13 protein-coding genes are annotated in these 15329 nt (G+C 46.2%); 9 read left to right on the plus strand and 4 right to left on the minus strand.

The window, feature by feature from the left end:
* Positions 1–91: 91 nt before the first annotated feature.
* A complete protein-coding gene (locus tag Q1A08_RS08795; protein ID WP_299771947.1) occupies positions 92–1300 on the minus strand; it encodes an acyl-CoA dehydrogenase family protein in 1209 nt (402 codons plus the stop codon).
* A 51-nt stretch (positions 1301–1351) separates the two neighbouring features.
* Positions 1352–2029 carry a histidine phosphatase family protein gene (locus Q1A08_RS08800; protein WP_299771949.1) on the minus strand — a complete coding sequence of 226 codons (678 nt, stop codon included), beginning with the start codon at positions 2027–2029 and terminating at the stop codon, positions 1352–1354.
* A 213-nt stretch (positions 2030–2242) separates the two neighbouring features.
* Here Q1A08_RS08800 and Q1A08_RS08805 point away from each other — a divergent pair, with 213 nt between their 5' ends.
* Positions 2243–3214, plus strand: a complete 972-nt coding sequence (locus tag Q1A08_RS08805; protein WP_299771951.1) for a LysR family transcriptional regulator — start codon at positions 2243–2245, stop codon at positions 3212–3214.
* Between the two features lie 21 nt (positions 3215–3235).
* On the opposite strand, the gene Q1A08_RS08810 is transcribed toward Q1A08_RS08805, so the two are convergent.
* Together Q1A08_RS08810 and Q1A08_RS08815 are read right to left on the minus strand one after the other, a co-directional pair.
* The gene (locus Q1A08_RS08810) at positions 3236–4588 is read right to left on the minus strand and encodes an MFS transporter (protein WP_299771953.1); all 1353 of its coding nucleotides are present in this window, start codon (positions 4586–4588) and stop codon (positions 3236–3238) included.
* Between the two features lie 2 nt (positions 4589–4590).
* Positions 4591–5049: a hypothetical protein gene (locus Q1A08_RS08815; RefSeq protein ID WP_299771955.1), complete on the minus strand. Its 459-nt coding sequence runs from the start codon at positions 5047–5049 to the stop codon at positions 4591–4593.
* Between the two features lie 250 nt (positions 5050–5299).
* Between Q1A08_RS08815 and Q1A08_RS08820 the strand changes: the two genes are divergently transcribed.
* From Q1A08_RS08820 to Q1A08_RS08855, 8 genes are all read left to right on the plus strand, one after another.
* Positions 5300–7459: a TonB-dependent receptor gene (locus Q1A08_RS08820; RefSeq protein WP_299771957.1), complete on the plus strand. Its 2160-nt coding sequence runs from the start codon at positions 5300–5302 to the stop codon at positions 7457–7459.
* A 64-nt stretch (positions 7460–7523) separates the two neighbouring features.
* Complete coding sequence (locus tag Q1A08_RS08825; RefSeq protein ID WP_299771959.1) at positions 7524–9107, plus strand: sulfatase-like hydrolase/transferase; 1584 nt, start codon at positions 7524–7526, stop codon at positions 9105–9107.
* A gap of 5 nt (positions 9108–9112) precedes the next feature.
* Positions 9113–10453 carry a sodium-dependent transporter gene (locus Q1A08_RS08830; protein ID WP_299771961.1) on the plus strand — a complete coding sequence of 447 codons (1341 nt, stop codon included), beginning with the start codon at positions 9113–9115 and terminating at the stop codon, positions 10451–10453.
* A 191-nt stretch (positions 10454–10644) separates the two neighbouring features.
* On the plus strand, positions 10645–11328 hold the full coding sequence (locus Q1A08_RS08835; RefSeq protein ID WP_299771963.1) for a response regulator transcription factor: 684 nt from the start codon (positions 10645–10647) through the stop codon (positions 11326–11328).
* Positions 11315–12553 (plus strand): HAMP domain-containing sensor histidine kinase, encoded by a 1239-nt coding sequence (locus Q1A08_RS08840; protein ID WP_299771965.1) that lies wholly within the window; start codon positions 11315–11317, stop codon positions 12551–12553. Before Q1A08_RS08835 ends, Q1A08_RS08840 begins: the two co-directional genes overlap by 14 nt.
* Before the next feature lie 89 nt (positions 12554–12642).
* A complete protein-coding gene (locus Q1A08_RS08845; RefSeq protein WP_299771967.1) occupies positions 12643–13710 on the plus strand; it encodes a type 1 glutamine amidotransferase domain-containing protein in 1068 nt (355 codons plus the stop codon).
* 86 nt (positions 13711–13796) lie between these two features.
* Positions 13797–14675 (plus strand): ATP-binding cassette domain-containing protein, encoded by an 879-nt coding sequence (locus Q1A08_RS08850; protein ID WP_299771969.1) that lies wholly within the window; start codon positions 13797–13799, stop codon positions 14673–14675.
* A 27-nt stretch (positions 14676–14702) separates the two neighbouring features.
* On the plus strand, positions 14703–15317 hold the full coding sequence (locus tag Q1A08_RS08855) for a LysE family translocator (RefSeq protein ID WP_299771971.1): 615 nt from the start codon (positions 14703–14705) through the stop codon (positions 15315–15317).
* Positions 15318–15329 lie beyond the last annotated feature (12 nt).

Here is a 15329-nt window from a genome sequence, read left to right on the forward strand (position 1 = left end):
TTACGATTTGTTTTAACTACTTGTTTTTAACAACGTGCTTTTAACAACAAAACCGGGGCATGCCCCGGTTGTTTAATTCTACAGCTTTCGCTTAAACGTGAGCTTTGGCCAAGTTGCGACCCAGCTGCATCATGTGCACCTGATCTGGACCATCAGCCAAGCGAAGCGTACGCTGGCCAGCCCACATATGCGCTAGGAAGAAGTCCTGGCTCACACCGGCCGCACCGTGCATTTGAATCGCGCGATCAATAACGTCAAGTGCAACATTCGGCGCAACAATCTTAATCATAGCGATTAAGTCTTTAGCGTCTTTGTTACCAGCGCTATCCATTTTATAAGCGGCTTTCAAAGTCATTAGGCGAGCTTGCTCAATCTGGCAGGCCGATATAGCAATGTCTTCACGCACCGATTGGTTTTTAACAAGAGGCTGACCAAAAGCAACACGCTCATTGGCGCGTTTGCACATCATTTCTAGGGCACGCTGTGCAGCACCGATAGAGCGCATGCAGTGGTGGATACGGCCAGGGCCTAAGCGACCTTGAGCGATTTCGAAACCGCGGCCTTCGCCCAAAATAATATTGCTAACCGGTACACGTACATTATTGAAGATAACTTCGGCGTGACCTTCTGGAGCGTCATCATAGCCAAATACATGCATTGGGCGTTTGATTTCAACACCTGGCGTTTTTACCGGCACCAAAACTTGAGATTGCTGCATGTGGCGATTTGGGTTCTCTGGGTCAGTTTTACCCATCACAATCATAATTTCACAGCTCTCACGGCAGGCGCCAGAAATGTAAAACTTACGACCATTAATAACGTACTCGTCACCATCACGAACGATAGAGGTTTCGATATTGGTGGCATCAGAAGAGGCTACTTCTGGCTCGGTCATGGCAAAGGCAGAGCGAATCTTGCCAGCCAATAAAGGCTCTAGCCATTGCTTCTTCTGTTCTTCGTTACCGTATTTGGCGAGTACTTCCATATTGCCAGTATCTGGAGCGGCACAGTTAAAAACTTCTGGTGCCCAAGCAACGCGGCCCATCTCTTCGGCGAGCGGTGCGTATTCAAGGTTAGTTAAACCACCGGAGTATTCACCATAGGCAAGTGGTAAGAAGAAATTCCACAAGCCGGCTTCTTTGGCCTTGGCTTTTAGCTCTTCCATAATTGGCGGAGTTTTCCAGCGACCGGCATTAACCTGCTCGTGGAAGGTACCTTCATTAGGGTATACATGCTCGTCCATAAAAGCACGAACGCGTAGTACTAGATCTTTGACCTTATCGCTGTATTCAAAATCCATGGTTTTCTCCAGGTTGTTTTTATAAGAGCGTTATAAAACTTTAGGTTGATATTAACTATAAGTTACTGCATCACTTCGATCATTTTCATCTAAGTGGGGAATACTGTTAAAGCTGGCAAGGCGCACATTTCTTGGGCTAAACACAAAACGGCTGACGCTAGAATTAATGACCTGCATATTGATATTCATAACCATATCGTCGCCATAGCCCAAAACATGTTTCATGGCCATCGCGATGGCGCCACCAGAGCTGACCACCAAGAGCTTCTTATCGGCGTAGTTATCTTGAATAAAAGCCAAAGCGTCGCCTACACGTTGCTCAAACTGCCCCCAACTTTCCGGGACAGGAGCGCTTAGCTCATCATTACGCCATGCTTCCATGGCCTTTTTGAGTATTTTGAAGAAAGGGCGTGCATCACTTTTATCGCTAGGCATTTCTTGCGGGAATTGGCGTAGGTAAGCACTAACCACTGAGTGGAAGTCAAACTCATTAAGGCCGCCGTGCTCGGTAAAAGCGTCTCGATTAAGCCCTAAACCCTCGCAAATGCCTTGTGCGGTTTCGCGATGGCGAACTAATTTACCGGTGATGATGTCATCAAACTGTCGGTCTTTTTGTTGAAAGTACTCACCTAGCCAGCGGGCTTGTTGCCAGCCTAGATCTGACAGCTGGTCATAATTATCCGAGCCAAAGGAGGCTTGACCGTGACGTACTAACAAAAATTCAGACATATCTCACTCTAGATTCATTTTGAAAGTGGCCCAAAAGCCATGAAAAGAGAATATTGAAGTGGTCACTATCATTGAAGTTTATTATTTTAATGTTGCATTATTAATTTTAGTGATTATGATCTAGGGCCAATTTAAAGAGTATATTGGCCATATTGGACTCAATTTAGAGCTGGGAAAGCTCGTCATTCGAGTTCTATTGATTAGGTCCTTCCAATGGAAAGGACCTTTCAAAAAGGGCCTAATGAAGAGCAACAGGGTAGCCATAGCATGCGCTTGAGCCAGGTAGATTTAAATTTATTTGTCGTTTTTGACGCCATCTACACCGAGAAAAACCTCACTCGGGCGGCAGAGGTGCTGTGTATTACCCAGCCTGCGGTCAGTAATGCGCTAAATCGCTTGCGTAAAACCTTTGATGACCAGCTATTTGTACGCACCCCAGATGGCATGATGCCCACGCCGGTAGCGGAAAACATTGTGGGTCGCGTTCGCGAAGCCCTACAGCTGTTAAACATGAGCGTTCAAGAAGGCGATAAATTTAGCCCTGAGAGCTCAGAGAAAGTCATTGCCTGCAGTATGAATGACTTGGGTGAGACCTTGATTTTGCCGCCAATAATGTCTCATTTACAGCGTCTTGCCCCCAAAATGACACTGACAAGCTATTACGTACCCCGTGAAGATATGGCTAAGGAGCTGGCGGCAGGCAGTTTGGATTTCGCTATCGATGTGCCCTTAGTGGTTGATAATAATCTTTGCCATGCGCCTTTAAGTGGGGAGGACTATGTTTGTGTGGTGCGTCCCGATCATCCGGCCGTTCGCAATGAACTAAGCCTGGAGCAGTATTTGGCGCTGGGGCATATTAACGTTTCCAGCCGGCGCAAAGGGCAGAGTATTGTTGATCATGCACTAAACGGTATGGGCATGAGCCGTAACATCAAAGTGCGGGTTCAACACTATATGGTTGGCGCAAAAATTGTCGCCAATACCGACTTAGTGTGGACATTACCTATTCGACTCGCTCGCCAATTGGATTTTAAAATTCTACCTCTGCCTTTCGATGTTCCGGCTCTCAACTGGCACTTGTTCTGGCATAAAAGTGCAGACGACGACCATGCGAATAAGTGGCTTCGTAACCTGTTCTTACATGGCATTCAGGACGGAATTGCTTTAATTGACGAAGTGGAGTGATCAACAACACTAGCTATAGGCCTATAGATAGTGTTGTTGATTCTGTTGATTCAACTTTAATTTCGCTAAATAAGGTTTGATGCCTAGAGTCAATAATAAACTGGCGCTGAGCGCGCTAATCACAATTACCCACAACAATGCCTTGCCCACGGCTTCTTCAGTATTGAAAATATGATCATTTAAATAGCCTACCACCGTTAGACCTAAACCCATTGCAAGTAAATTATTAACGGCCAGAAAAATTGCATAGGATCGTGCTCGCATAGCGAGTGCCGTCATGATCTGATTGGCGCTGGCCGAGGGTGCAATAGGATAGGAGGAGAAATGCGCACAGAGGAAAAAAGCAGCTAAGGTCCAAGCTAAGGCCCATTGATAGCTGAAGGCTCCGTAAAAAAACAAAGCCGATAAGGCAGTAAGTAGTGCACCTGTAGCGCCGATAATGAGTGGGGCTTGATTTATCTGGCGTGCGCGCAATTTATCCATAAAATAACCACTCAGTAATACACCCGATAAATTGGCGGTACTGAGGATGATCGCTAGTAGCAGACCGGCTTGGCCTTGGCTGAAATGTAATTGCCGAATAAAAAAAGCAGGCCCCCAGGCGATTAAGCTAAACATTGCCACGGAGTAACAAGAGAACCCTAAAATGTAAAAAGCATAGCAACTTTTGTGTTGCCATAAGTAGAGTAATACTTTGGGGTAGGGGGTGTATTGTTTAATGCTGGGGCTGCTAAGTCTGTTTTCGGTTTTTCGAAACAAGGCAATAAACAGCAAACTGTAGACTAAGCCTATCCCTCCGACTATCAAAAACACCAGTCGCCAGCGAGCGATATTAAATTGTGCCCATAGCTCAAGATTTGGCTGCAGTATGGCTTGGTCTGCAATTATGCCCCCAATTATAAGCACTGAGGCTGATCCTAAAAAAGAACCGGTAGCATAGACAGAACTGATTCTTCCCAGTTTATTTTTAGGGTAGCTACTGGCTAACAGCGTGTATGCAGCTGGCGACAAAATAGACTGGCCTATGCCCACGAAAGCTCTACATATTACTAGGCCCTCAAAGCTCTTTACAAATGCGCAGGCAAAGGTTGCCGCAGACCAAATAAAAACCCCAATACTGATCATGCGTACTTTAGATCTAGCATCGGTAAGATCGGCAATAAGAATTGTACTGATGGCATAGGCGATGGCGAAAGACGGGCCGATAAGAAGGCCAAATTGCGTATCGCTAATCTGTAGATCGCTGTTGATACGTTCAACCAGCACGACTAGGATTTGCCGGTTGGCGTGGGAAAGCAAGTTGGCAAAGGCGCACATCACGGCCAGATGCATGCCAATTTCATAACTGGGCCTGCGAAGCCTAAGTTTGGGCATGATTATTCCGGGTCCAGCACCCGGTCCACATTGGCCTTTAGTTTCTGCAGTAGTCGAATGAGTTCGCTTTGTTCTTTTCTATTGAGATCTTCCCACAGGGTCTCAGCTCGGCTAATTTTATCTGCGGCAATGGTTTCGAAGACTTTTACTCCCCGCTTGGATAGCTGGTAAGGTTTGCTGCGCCAGTTTTCCCCTTCTACAGAATGAATCAGGCCCTCTTGTTCTAAGAACTTCAGGCTGCGACTTACCGAGGCCTTGTCCATGCCGCTATCTAGGGTGATTTGCTTGTTATGAACAATACCTTTATCGGCCATTAATGCCAGTATGCGCCACTCTCGCATGCCTATGCGTATTCCTTCAACCAGCATGCTACTGGTTCCTACATTAATGCGGGTAGAAATAGCTCTCAGCAAATAGGGAAAGTAGGACTCCAGTTCGATTCTATTTTTAATCTCGGCCAAGACGGTCACCGCTCGTGGTTTGCAACAGTGTTCAGTATTCGGTTTGACACTTGAGATGTCAAACCAAAAGTGAGGTTTTTATTACCAATTGATCTAGCTCATTGCCAGCAAAATCAAATTGTGAGTTGACATCACAACTCATAAGAATCTACGATTGATATATCAACCCACAAAAATAACTAGGGTTAAGCAAAATACATTAACCTGTGTAGCACCTAGTGGTGTTGCCTCACTCTAGCCTGGAGTTCATATGAATAATAAAAAGCTCTTACTGGCCACCGCCATAGCCAGTGTTATCCCTAATCCCGTTGTTTATGCAGAAGGCATGTTGGAAGAAGTGGTCGTAACCGCGCGAAAGCGCAGTGAGAGCCTGCAAGAAACACCACTTTCGGTGGTGGCGCTTGGTGGCGAGAGTATGGAGCAACAAAACATCTCTGACTTGAAGGGTATTGAAATGAAAATGCCCAATGTGGCGGCCGGCGGAGCCGGTGGCTTAGGTGGCAGCAATGCAGCCTTTTTCGTTCGAGGTGTAGGTACGGATCGCAATGCCGTAAACCAAGAAACCCCAATTGCTTTGTATGTTGATGATGCATATTACGGGCGAACCGACGGCGCCCTGCTAAGTGTTTTGGATGTAGCCCAAGTAGAAGTATCACGTGGCCCCCAGGGAACGCTTTTTGGACGCGGTGCAACGGGAGGTGCAATTCGATACATCACGCAAAAGCCGGCTAATGAACTGGAGGCTAAGTTGCAATTAAATGTGGGCAGCGAGAATCGTCGTGATATCAAAGCGGTTGTTAATTTGCCCGTAACTGAAGATGTTGCTTTACGCTTCACTGGCGCAAGCTTAAATCAAGATGGTCATGTTAAAGGCGTGCTCAGCGGTGTTGATTATGGCGATACCAATAGTAATTTGTTTCGTGCCTATCTACGTTGGCAGCTGAATGAAAACGCGGAAATTTTGTGGTCTGCCGATATCACGCGAGGAAATACCAACGGCGGAGCAAGCGTTTTAGTAGGCCGCAATAATAATGCGCCTTTCGTCCAGGGGGAAGCTGGCGCAGGATTTGATATCAGTACTATTCCCTTAGCTGGGGACTACAGTAAGTCCTATCAAACCGGGGATAACTTTTATAAAAGTGATAATCGTGGCAGTAATTTGACACTCAATTGGGCATTGAGTGATGCCGTGGATTTCAAGTCCTCTACCTCTTGGCGAAAAATCGATGTCAATGGTGCCTATGATACGGATGGTACTCCAGCTTCCCTATTTGAACAGCGATTTGAGCGCGGCATTGATATGCTTTCTCAAGAGATTCAGTTCTCGGGTGAAGGTGATGCCCATAGTTGGTTAGCGGGTTTCTTTTACTATAGTGAGGAGGCCAGTGATCATCGCGATGTGCTAACCACTCAAAACTCGCGCGATAGAACCTCAACGCGAATTGTGAATCCGTACGAAGTTGAAAGTTATGCTGTCTTTGGCCAGGCCAGTTTTGATTTGAATGATCAATGGTCGCTGACCACGGGGCTGCGCTACACCTATGACGATAAGAGTATTGTCGCTAATGAGCTCAATGCCGCTGGCAATAATAAGGTCGCAGAAGACGTTCGCAATACTGACACTTGGAATGCACTCACCGGGCGTGTCAGTTTAGAGTATCAACTCGAGGACGATATATTTTTGTTTGCATCCTTGGCACGTGGTTATCGTAGCGGGGGCTTCAACGATCGTATTCGTGCTGACCTTGGCGCCGATAACTTTTTTGGTATTACGGCCTTCGATGAAGAAACTCTAGATGTTGCCGAATTGGGTTTTCGCAGTGAACTGTTCGATCAGCGCCTACGCTTTAATGTGACGCTGTTTTATGGTGAATACGATGATATGCAGATCAGCTCACTGCTACCGGGTACTACTCGCAATGTGATTCAGAATATCGGTGCTTCAGAAATTAGTGGTCTGGAAGGGGAGTTTACCCTCGTGCTAAATGATATTTTTAGTATTGATGGCGCCTTTGGGTTATTGGATACAGAGTACACCCGTATTGATTCGGACAGCGCAAGCGTTGGCTTAAACAGTGATTTCGCACGGGCTCCAGAGTTGTCTTATTCCCTGGGCTTGGAAGCTGATTGGGGTGAGACGATAGCGCGTATTGACTATGGCTGGAAGGACGAGTTTCGCTCGGTTACACCGGATGCCAACTTTATTCAGCAAGAAGCCTACGGTTTGCTAAATGCCAATATCAGCTACCAGCCAGAAGATAGCGCTTGGAAGCTCAGCCTCTACGGGACCAATCTTACTGACGAGCAGTATCTCGTCAGTGGTATTGCCGTATTAAACCCAGTGGGCATTGCCCAGATTGAGCCGGGTCGATTTAGGGAGTTTGGTCTGAAAATCGATTGGGAACTATAGCCCCTTAACATTTGCAAACCCTTCTTTAGGCCGCTTCGGCGGCCAAGTTTTAGTGAGTGAAATTATGTTGATAAGAGTCTGCCAAGCATTGCTTGCGCTGTTGCTTTGCCCTGCCTATGTCGCCGTGCAAGCAGCAGATAATATTGTCATGGTGGTGATAGATAATGTTCCAGCAAAAATGATTGGGAGTTATGGCAATAAATATATTGCTACTCCCAATATCGATCAGTTGGCTAATGAAGGTTTGCAACTTGATCAGGCATTCGCCAGTAGCGGTGTTTGCTCGCCTACGCGAGCCACCTTGCTAAGTGGCTTAATGCCCTCGCAAAACGGTGTGCATAATGCACTACCTTCTGAGGTTGGCTTAAAAGAGTGGTCAGCTTTGGCTGAATATCCAAGTCTGCCGGGCGAGCTGTCCAAGGCGGGATACAAGACAGCTCTAATTGGGAAATACCATTTAGGAACACCAGAGCAGGCCCAAATGTCTTTCGATCACTGGGTAACCTTCGCCAGTGGTCATACCAGCAGCTTTCACAATATGGCGGTTATCGATAATGGTAAGCAGTATCGCAGTGAAAAACACCTCACTGACTATTGGACTGATAAGGCCGTAGATTTTATCGCTCAACAAGATAAGCAGCAGCCGTTCTTTTTATATTTATCGTATAACGGACCTTACTTGCTTCCGCCCTTAGTATTGGAAGAACCGCAAAATAGATACGCCGATTATTATCGTCGAAACCCAGTTCCAACAGCCAAAGACCCCTTGCATCCATATCTAGAAAACTTTGTCAGCCGAGCCTTGCAAAGCGATGATGGTGGCGGCGAATTCTTAAAGGGCTGGCGAGCAGAAGAGGGACACAAAAGCCGTTGGGCTGAAGTCGCCTGGGGGATGGTGAAATCCTTAAACAATCCCACTGCGATGCGTCACGCCGCATCAGAACTAAGCATGGTGGATGAGGGCATCGGCCGGGTGATGCAAGCCTTAAAAGCCCAAGGTTTAGATAAAGATACCTTGATTGTGTTTACTTCGGATCAAGGTGCCTCTTTAGGTGAGCACGGCTTATGGGGTAATAGCTCAGCTTCTCTACCTACCGCGGCCTACGATGAAAATATGAATGTACCATTGATTTTGCGCCACCCTGGAAAAATCAAAGTTAAAAAAAGCAAGGAGCCTGTCAATCAATTTGATTTAGCGCCTAGCTTATTGGCTTATGTAGGCTTGGATGCAAAACAGTTGGCTTCGTCTCCAGGTCGCGATCTCAGTCGTTTTTTTAAAGGGCAGGCAAAACCGGCTAAGCCTGCAGATATTATCTTCGAATATATGCGCACGCGGGCCATTCGAAGTGACGGTTGGAAGCTGGTAAAGCGCTTTCCTGGTGGTCCAAACGAGCTCTATCAAATAAGTAGTGATCCTGGGGAATACCATAATTTAATCGAGCAAGCGGCTTATCAAAGCAAAGCCACAGAGTTGACGGAGAAGTTACGAGATTTTTTCGATCGCCATGCTAGCCCAGAGTTCGATGTATGGAAAGGTGGCACTGGCAGGGCTGTTTTGGAGTATGGCGGGCGTAACGAATTCTACCAGCAATATTTTCCTAATTGGCAAAAGCCCTTTGTTCGAAGCAAAGCAGCAAAAGAGGAGTAGATGGCGTGGCAGCTTCTCGTGGCGAGTTCAGTTCTCGAATGGGTTTTATTCTAGCGGCTGCCGGTTCAGCTGTTGGGCTAGGAAATATTTGGGGCTTCCCTTCTCAAGTGGCAGCTAATGGTGGCGCAGCATTTGTATTGGTGTATCTGCTGTTGGCTTTTTTAATCGCCTATCCGGTACTCATGACCGAGCTTGCTATTGGGCGATTTGCGAAGGCCAATACCTTAGCCGCACTTGAAAAGCTTTCCCGGGGGCCTATTAGTCGCCGCGCAAGCTACTTATTTGGTTACCTTGGTGTAGTGGTTGCCGGCCTTATCCTAAGTTTCTATGGGGTAATTGCAGGGCTTATGCTGGGCCAGTGCTTAGAATCTCTATTGAGCTTGTTTGGAATAGAGACCGGATTGCTCTCCGGCACTGGTGCCAGCACTTTTTTTACCCTGCTATTTATGGCTTTAACCTTTGCTATTGTAATGCGAGGCGTCAGCTCTGGCATTGAGGCTTGGTCACGCCGCTTAATGCCAATGTTGATTGTTTTACTACTATTGCTGATTGCGATCGTAGTGAGTCAGGCTGGCGCCCAGCAGGGCTTAAAAGCATATCTTTTGCCAGATTTCAGTAAAATATGGCAGGGGGATTTATTGCTTAGCGCCATGGGGCAGGTGTTTTTTTCTTTATCATTGGGTGTCGGCACAATGTTAATTTATGGCTCTTATGTTAAGCAAAAAGAGTCGCTGCCAAAGTTAGGTGCTTGGGTAACCTTAGTGGATGTTGCCATCGCTTTTTTGGCCGGTTTACTCATTATTCCTGCTATGTATGTAGCTATGAATAATGGTGTGCAAATTTATGACTCACAAGGTGAGCTCTTGGCTAGTTCTCAGCTGGTCTTTGTCGTATTGCCCGAGCTGTTTGCAAGCTTAGGTGTTTTTGGCATTGTGCTAAGCAGTTTATTCTTTGCCATGTTGGTATTGGCTTCTTTGACCTCCTCAATATCGATGTTGGAGGTACCAGTGGCGACCTTATCTGAGCAGAGCGGTTGCAGCCGTCGGCAGGCTGCAATTTTGAGTTTGCTGGTGATTGCAAGCGTGAGTTTATTGCTCATCTGGCAGGGAGACGTTTTATTTGGCCTGGCTGTTAGCGCTAGTACCGAGTTTGGGCAACCCTTAATGGGCTTAGTGTTTTGTATTTATCTCGGTTGGCTATGGCAGCGTCATTTGCTCTTGAGTGAGTTGCAAAAAGGTAGCCCAAATATTGCAAATAGTGCGTTTTGGCGTTGTTGGCCTAACTATGTGAAGTATGTTTGCCCGCTTATCATACTAACTATCTTTTTCTCCTCGATAGCGGCTTAAGTGCCGTTACTTGTGAAAGAATGCCTCTGCCATCATTTGGGCAGGGGCATTTCACCCTAATTTCACCTCTTATCTTCTATTCTTGTAACGCTTGGCTATGTAGATATCATAGTATCACGACGTTTGGTGATGCTATGCCTATAAGCCGCGCCGTGTGATGGAAAAACTTGAAAGAGTAGAAAGGCAGACTTGTGAAGATACTGTTAATTGAAGATAACAAGGCTATCGCCACTCAGTTGATGGAGTTTCTGGCTGCGCATGATTGTGATGTAGATTACGCCGAGCGTGGAAAGCATGGCATTGAACTGGCATTGAATGAGATTTTTGATGTCATTCTTTTAGATCTAAATTTACCAGACATCGATGGCTTGCAGGTCTGCGAACAGATTAAGCAACAAGCGGTAGTGATACCAGCAATTCTAATGCTAACGGCCCGCGACAGCTACGCGGATAAAGCGGCGGGTTTTGGGCTGGGAGCAGATGACTACCTAAGTAAGCCCTTTGATTTGCGGGAGTTGCTTTTGCGCTGTCAAGCTCTGGCCAGACGCAATCAACTGCATCGTAGCCAACAGTTAAATCTTGGCAGCCTACAGCTGGACCTAGGTCAACAGCAGGCTAGTCGTGAAGGCCAAAGTTTAAAATTGACAAGTATAGGCTTTCAAATACTTAGCCTCTTAGTGGAGAGTTATCCTCAGCCAGTCAGCCGCTCGCTATTGAGCCATAAATTGTGGTCCGATTCTCCTCCTGATAGCGATGCGTTGAAATCGCACATTTATTCATTACGCAAAGCGCTCGACAAGCCCTTTGATAAACCGATGTTAAAAACCGTGATGAATCTTGGCTACAAACTGGAGTTAGCAAATGACGGTGATTAAGAGTATGCGTCAACAGGTTCTTTTGCTGTTCATGGGTTATGCCGTTGGCATGGGGCTGCTGTACTTGGCGTTAACTACGATCATCGCATATGTGGTGGAAGATCATATGATCTATAGTTTGCTAAAAATAGAAGCGAGCTATGTTCAAGAACATCACAAGTCGACGGGGAAATTACCGGAAAGCCGCTTAAGTTTTGGGAGCATTCACCCCAGTTCTGGTCTGGATGTAGCTGCAGAATTAGAGCAAGTTCTTAAAAACAACTTCGGCAAAGCGATAGTCGAAGTGGCTGCTGATGATAATGAAATTTTTACGAGCGATGATGAGCACTATCACTACCAGTTGATTCAACTGGAAGGCGGGCAGCAGGTATACCTTATTGCTGAAGTCTCCGCATTACTGGTAGTGAGTAAAAGCCCGGTATTACTGCAGCTATTTCTTGCGGGCTTTGTGATTACCTTATTGTTGGCCTTTTTACTCGCTCTAAAGATGACATCGAAAACAGTAAAGCCGGTATTGCAATTGGCTGGGGCGGTAAAGGAGAAGCAGCCATTGCCAAGCTTACAGTATGAGCTGGGTTATTTATCGCAAACCTTGTCAGAAGCTTTTGAGGAAAAGGCTAGGGCCTTGCAGCGGGAAAGAGACTTTAGCAGTGATGTTAGCCATGAGTTACGTACGCCATTGACGGTGTTGAGTAATACCTTAACCTTGGCAGAGCGGCGACCATTGACGGAATCCGATATACAGCAGTTGCGTCATATTGATCAGCAAATGCAGCAGACTGTCGATACCTTGCTGGCATTGGCTCGTCAGGAAAGCCTGCACGAAGAATCTATTTACCTTGCGCCTGTTTTGGAGCAAACGTTGATGGATTGCAGCTTGGCGGCCAATAAAGAGCTTGATCTAAACATGGCGGTCCCAGAGCGTTTAGCAATAAACGCAAACTCCAGTTTGCTGGCTTTGTTATTCACAAACCTAATCAATAATGCTTTGTATCACGGCGATTCTAATCAGCTAAGCATTATTGTGGATGACGGTATGTTGATATTTCAGAATCAAAGTAATAAAGCGATGCCAGCTAACCTTTTAGATATCGGTGTAAAAGGTGACGATAGTCCGGGCATTGGCCAAGGCTTGTATTTAGTGGCTAGAATTTTAGAGGCTATGAAAATGACTTATCAAATTCAGCAGGCTGATGGTCTATTTAGCGTAAAAATTTCACTCTGATTTCACTTTCCCCTCTTTAAGCTGTCTCTATCGTATTCATTCTTCTTCACTGATCGCCAAGTGAAGTATCGAAAAGAGAGAGCTAAATCATGCTAAAGAAAATTTTGATAATCTTAGCTATTTTGATAGCAAGCGTATTTGCAGCCGGTAAGTGGTTTTTTAGCCTATTGCCTGATGCCTCCCATTACGAGGGAGTTAAAACAGCTGAAGTGAAAGATATTCCTTATTTAAATCAAGCTCAGCCGGAAAACAGAGGGAAGATTCTAGCGGTAGTGACCAGTGTTGATCAGATGGGTGCGAGTGGGAAATCTACGGGGTATGAATTGACCGAGCTGGCTCGTGCTTACTGGGTGTTTAAGGCGAATGGCTTTGAGGTGGACATTGCCAGCCCTCTTGGTGGCGATGCCCCAAAAGTTTTAGATGGTGATGATATGGGGGTATTTGATTATGCCTTTCTCAATGACAGCTCAGTGCAACAGCAATTGGAAAATACCCTGCGCATTGATGATATCAATCCACTTGACTATCAAGCGGTCTACTTTGTCGGTGGCAAGGGCACTATGTTTGATTTTCCTGGCCATAAAGCCATAAAAAACCTTGTTAGAGATCTCTATGAAGCTGGCCGAGTCATTGCCGCCGTATGTCATGGCCCAGCGGCTTTGCTTAATGTGCAGCTTAGCGATGGCAGCTGGCTGATAGCTGATAAGAAAGTCAGCAGCTTTACTAATAGTGAAGAGTTGTTTTTGATCCCGGAGGCTCGTGAAATATTTCCATTTTTATTGGAATCAAAGTTAGTCGAACAGGGTGCAAACTTTATCGCCGGTGCGGACTATCTGGAGTTGGTTGTGCGAGATGGTCAGATTATTTCCGGGCAGAACCCCTGGTCGGTATGGACCTTGGCAGAAGCGACAGTGGAAGCCTTAGGCTATGAGCCTGTAGCGCGTGTTAGAACCGCTGAGGAGCATGCAGTAGATTTATTGGCTGTATATGAAAAGCAGGGTTACCAGGCTGCTATCGATCGTCTTTCTCAGCCAGCGAAGAACTATGAGCGAGTTCTGGTTCTAATGCATGGGGTGCTGGCATTTATGAAATTTGAATTGATTAAGGGTTGGGACATGCTGATGCTGACGCAAAAAATTAAGTCAGCTCAGCAGTAAGTCGGCATCAGCTTATGTGCTCGCTATAACTACAACTACAATCACAACTACAAGCACAGCCATCGCTGCTAGAGAGTAAGCGCTCGATGGCTGTTCGCAAGCTTCAAAATTCGTTACTATGCGGCCTGCTTAAAACGATTCAGGTCACGTCTTCAATGCCCGCCTTGCTAGAAATTAAAAATGTGAGCGCCTATCAAGGCAGCCATCAGGTGTTTGCCGATTTAAACTTAACCATTGAAGAAGGCGAAAGAATCGCAATCTTGGGCCCAAATGGCGCGGGGAAATCTACCCTATTAAAGCTACTAAGCCGAGAGATTTACCCAAAAGTGAATGCGGGTAGCTATGTAAAAATCAATGGTAGCGAAACCGTTAAGGTTGACGAGCTCCGTCAGAAAATAGGCATGGTCTCTCACGATCTTCAGGCTTCCTATAATGTAGTGAGTACTGCCTTGGAGGTGGTGGTTTCTGGTTTTGTGGGGGCTATAGGATTGCTATACCAACATTATCCATTGGAAGAACATCATTATCAGCAAGCTCTGGCGAGCTTGAAGTTATTAGGTTTGGAGGAGTTGACTGAACGTAAGTTTCACCATTTATCCACCGGCCAGCAGCGCCGAGTATTGTTGGCAAGAGCCATGATTCACCAGCCCAAAACGCTATTGTTGGATGAGCCAACCGCCGGCCTTGATGTAAAGGCCAGCTATGAGTTGTTAGACCAGCTGTCAGCGCTTTGTAAAAACGGACCAGCAAACGAAGCTGGATTAGAGCAGGGTATATTGCTTTGTACCCACCATATTGAAGAGATAATCCCTGAAATAGAGCGCGTCATTCTTTTACGTAATGGAGAAATTATAGCCGATGCTCCTAAAAACGAAGTACTTAAGGCTGAACTATTAAGTGAGCTTTATGGCCTGTCATTGCAGTTGCATCAGCACAATGGCTATTATCAATTGCAGCGTGCTTAAGACTACAGAATTCGAGAGTTCAATACGATGGAATGGGCGCTAGTAGCGGTATTTGTACCCACCTTTTTCTTGGTGTCGATTAGCCCAGGAATGTGTATGACCCTGGCCCTCACTTTGGGCATGGCGATTGGTGTGCGTCGTACTATGTGGATGATGGCCGGTGAGTTGCTCGGTGTGATCTCTGTGGCAGCGTTGGCAGTGTTAGGGGTTGCTCAGTTGCTTATGCGCTGGCCCACAGCTTTTACGCTGATTAAAATTGCCGGTGGAGCTTATCTTTTTTATATCGGACTTCAATGCTGGCTATCCAAAGGCAAGTTAGCTTTTGTGCAGGGCGAAGCGCGTTCACCCGGGCGGGGCGATCTATTTATGCAGGGTTTACTGACCGCCTGCTCCAATCCAAAGGCTTGGGCTTTTAATATCTCTATTCTACCGCCGTTTTTGGATTTCGATCGCCCAATAACGTTTCAGTTGCTCACTATGTTGGTTTTAATTGCGATTTGTGAGTTTGTCTCTATGACTATTTATGCCAGCGGCGGGCGCAGTTTGCGGTATCTTTTAGAGAGGGATAATGGGGCGCAATATCTCAATCGAATCTCAGGTAGTTTGATGATCGCTGTGGCTTTATGGATGTGGTTCTTTTAGCAATATTGTTTC

The organism is uncultured Pseudoteredinibacter sp. (genome assembly GCF_947500695.1).
Classification (GTDB): Bacteria; Pseudomonadota; Gammaproteobacteria; order Pseudomonadales; family Cellvibrionaceae; genus Pseudoteredinibacter.